Below are 4,026 nucleotides of genomic sequence, written 5' to 3'. Positions count from 1 at the left end.
GGCGAGACCGCGAGCGAAGGGAAGGGTGGTGAACAGGGCGACGTCGTGCGTGTCGTCCTGCCAGGTGATGGTTTTGATCGCTGATTCGTCGGCGGCTTCCTCCACGCGCATACAGGCCCGCTCGAGGTCGTCTTCGTCGCGGCCGGTGACTGCCACGGCGAGGGAGTAGATGGTGCCGTGATGGCCCGAGCCGGGCATCAGATCCAGGCGTCGACGACCGGACGCGGTGGCCATCACTTCGGCCGAGCCGTCGCCGATGATGCCTTTGCGGAGGGCGCTTTCCTGCGAGGCGCGGTCCTGAGTGAAGTCCTGACTCGCCGCTTCCCGGGCGACGGCGTCGGGCACGAAATCGACGCGGACACTGACGGTTCGGATCGTCGGCGAGGGCGGGTTCTCGTCGTCGCCGATGTCGGGGGCGACCCCGGTCAGCAGCGGCGCGAGCCACAGCGGGCCCAGCGGAATGGGTTCGATGCTTGCCGGCGGGAGGAACCCGACACGGGTGTGCCAGCGTCCGGATACCACCACCGACTCGTGGCCACCGACGTAGGAGGCCCAGCAGTTCGACCACCGCGCCCCTTGGTGGCGATCGAGTGGGTTCGACGGGTCGACGAACGCGCGGATCAGCGCGCAGGTGCGCTGCTCACCGAGGACCTGGACACGGCCCATGCCGGCGGCGACGAGTTTGCTCACCGCGCGCATCGTCTCGTCGCGGATCACCTGGGCGACACCGCCTTCGAATCGGGCACCTTTCCCGCCCGCTGCTCGCGCGGCTTCGGCCTCGAAGTGGTCGGTCTGGGGGAATTTGAGCACCACGTACGCCCGGTGCTCTTCCGAGTGCGGTCGGATGGTGTCGATGAGGTCGCCGTAGGACTCCACCGGTGCCCGCAGACGCATGTCGCCGAGCTTTTCGACCTCCCGCTCGACCCAGTCCTCGTGCATGGTCAGATCCGCGGGAATGGAGCGGTGGATCAGCTGTACTCCGCGGATGAGCGAGGTCTTGCGGGCCATCGAGGCGCTGAACAGACCGAACTTCTCCGATGTCGTCGCCCAGGCCGCGTCGGTGCGCAGCCCCCCGGCCAGGCCCTGCACGGACAGTACGACGGTGTAGTAGGCCCGCTCGCCGGGGTTGGCGGTGCGGACGATGAACATCTCGTCCAGGCCGGTGCCGGCGACGTCGAGTGGGGCGGTCCGCCCGAGCGGGACCGGGTACTCCCAGCCGGGGTCGAGATCGGCGATCCCGTAGGCAGGGTCGTCGGCGTTGCGGTAGACGTGCTCGCCGCGCCGCATCCGCGCCCAGTTCCGCAGTCGGTGCAACTGTCGCGCCGTCAGGGAGGTGTCCCCGAATTCGTATGTAGAGGCGAACACCCCGACGTAGAACACGGCCACGAGTCCGACGGTCATCGCGCCGCCGCCGGCGGCGAAGTAGTAGACGACGCCGATGAGCAGGGCAGCGGTCCAGGTGATGAGCACCGGTGCCGAGATCCCGGTCATGCCGCGGCGGGCGATCTCACCGCCCAGGATGGAGGTTCTCTGCTCGCTGTCGTGCTCGACGGTCTCGGTCGACATCGCTTACCTGCCTTCGGCTTCGGACGGTGCGGACTCGGCACTGGACTTGGCTTTGGTCATTGCCGCTGCTGCGGACTGCGCGGCGATCGGCACCGCCGCGGCCCCGGCCGAGGCGACCGTCGCGGCCGATCCCGTCGCGAGCTTTCCGCCGAGTCGGCCGGCCATTCCCATGGTCGAGCGCTTCGGTGTCGACGTCCCGCCCTTGTCGGTGCCGCCGCTGTGGGCGGTCCCGGTGGTGTGGCCGTGTGTGGAGTTGTTCGTCGGGGTCGAATGCGCGGATCGGGTGGCCTTGTCGACGCCGTCGCCGGAGCGGGTCGAGCGCGGTGTGACGGTTGAGCCGCCTCCGCCACCTCCGCCGCTGCGGCTGCGGAACAGTGCCGAGCTGCCCACGCCTCCGATCACACCACCGGCGACGGAGCCACCACCGCGGCCGAATCCTTCGGAGTCGGCTTTGGTCGGCAGGATCGGTGCCCATGCGAGCATTGCCCACGGTGCCAGGCCGACGACGACCATCGAGGCCCCGACGAGCACCAGAGCCCCGAGCGAGGTCAGATCTCCCGAGCCGCCGCCGCCCGAGAGCAGAGCGTTGTTGGCCCCGGCGAGCACGATCGCGATGAGCAGGAACAGCATCGGCTTGCTGAGCACGATGCCAACGAACGTGAACAGTGGCCGCAGCGCTTTGGTCCGCCACGTCGGGTGCACCCACATGCCGTAGCCGATTCCGGCGACGCACGCGGTCAGCGGAAGCCCGATCTGGTGCATGAGCAGACCCAGGTAGACCGACATCGCGCCGAGCAGCAGGATGCTGAAGAAGACCAGGCCGACGATCGAGCCGCCGACGACGGTGTCCTTGTTCAGTGTGCCCATCGTGGCGTAGATGTTTTCCACCATCTCGGTGATCGTGGAGCCGCTGAAACTGGCGATGCCCTCGGTGAGCACTGTCGCGAACTCGATCAACAGTTGAGCCAGGGCCAAGGAGAAAAGCATCATCACCACCCCGGCGGGCATGTAGCCGAAGACGTTGGCCACCAGCTCCGATGGTGAGCCCTTGTGACGCGATCGCATGATTGCCAGCAGTACCGCCAGTGACATGACCATGATTCCCAGACCCGTCGACCCTGCGTAATAGGTCACGAACCACTGCTGGGTGGGATCGAAGTCGCCGGTCGAGGTCAACCCACGCAGCACGGCGTCGGTGAGCGAGAGTGCCCCGCTCTTTGTGGCGTTGACCCAGTCGTCGATGACGGTGGTCGGATCGGTGACGAAGTCGACGACGTCGTTCGCTGCCCCCGAGATCCACGAGAACGCCTGCAGGTAGGCCTTGCCGAGCTTGTACTGCGGGGTGGCGGCGATGACCTTGCCGAGGGTGTCCTCGAGGCGCTCGGTGAACGAGGTGTTCTTGTCGATCCAGTTCGCGGTGCCGGCGAACAATCGTCCGATCGACAGATTCCAGTCCTGGCAGCGGCTGGCATCTGCCCGTTCGGCTTTCGAGCAGTCGACGAAGAAGGCGTGCATGCAGTACTGGTCGCCCGAGCCCTGCGAGCAGGGGTCCGACCAGGCGGCACCCGGCACCTTGTCGGCACCGGGCAGCGCTTTGATCGCGGTCAGCGAGTTCGCGTCCGGGCTCTGCGCCCAGGCGAAGCCCCACGTGCCCCATTCCTTGGTGCCCCACCGGGCGAGGTCCTCGGCGCAGGTTCCGGTCGGTGGGTGAAAGCTGGTGTCCCCGGCCGGGAATACGGTCGGCAGAGCGTCGGCGGGTGGTTCGGTCCCGTCGGCGACGGCCTGACGGGTGATCTCGGCCGTGGCCTGGGCCTGCGGGTCGGAGCCGACCGCGCCCGCACCGCCGAGCATGACGGCTTTGTTCTCGTCCGATGCGGTCCAGTACAGGAGCCGGTTTTCGTTCGTGAGTGCTTGGGAGATATAGGTTCCCAGGTCGCCGCCGTGGTCTGCGCAGTTCCCCGTGAACCAGGGCCCGCTCCGAAATTCCTCGGTNGTTTTCGTTCGTGAGTGCTTGGGAGATATAGGTTCCCAGGTCGCCGCCGTGGTCTGCGCAGTTCCCCGTGAACCAGGGCCCGCTCCGAAATTCCTCGGTGCCGCCGATGAATTTCTTGAGATCGTCCGGGAAGTGCGCGGGCAGCCTCGATGCCGGTTGTTGGGCGGTGACCGCCCCCGGTGCGGGGGCGGGAACGGCGGAAGGCTGGGCGAGCGCAACAGCGGGTGATCCGAACAGTGCCACCAGTGCGGCGGTGACTGCGATGAGAACGAGACGGCGAATCATGTTCTCTCCTAGTCGATGTAGAAGGTGTAGTACCCGGCGGTCAGTTGACCGCCGAGCGCGGAATCAGCGGCCGGGTAGGACGCGTCCTCCGGTCGCGGGCCCTGGCGGTAGGACCAGTCCTTGGCCTTCCAGTCCCCGTCCTGCCAGACCAACGAGATGTCCGGATCGGTTCGATCGGCGTC

General features: G+C 67.4%; 1 protein-coding gene and 1 pseudogene. Both read right to left on the bottom strand.

Going from position 1 to position 4,026, the window contains the following annotated elements; all coding sequences use genetic code 11:
• The coding region (locus ASG84_RS18840) for an SCO6880 family protein (protein ID WP_057478561.1) at positions 1-1,566 on the bottom strand (1,566 nt) is incomplete at its 3' end.
• A 1,993-nt stretch (positions 1,567-3,559) separates the two neighbouring features.
• Positions 3,560-3,844, bottom strand: a pseudogene (locus ASG84_RS28320) (hypothetical protein); the annotation flags it as partial.
• Between the last annotated feature and the right edge of the window lie 182 nt (positions 3,845-4,026).

It is taken from the genome of Rhodococcus sp. Leaf278, from assembly GCF_001426085.1.
Lineage (GTDB): Bacteria > Actinomycetota > Actinomycetes > Mycobacteriales > Mycobacteriaceae > Rhodococcoides.
The sequence above is the reverse complement of the archived record's forward strand: the minus strand, read 5'-3'. Positions and strand labels throughout refer to the sequence as shown.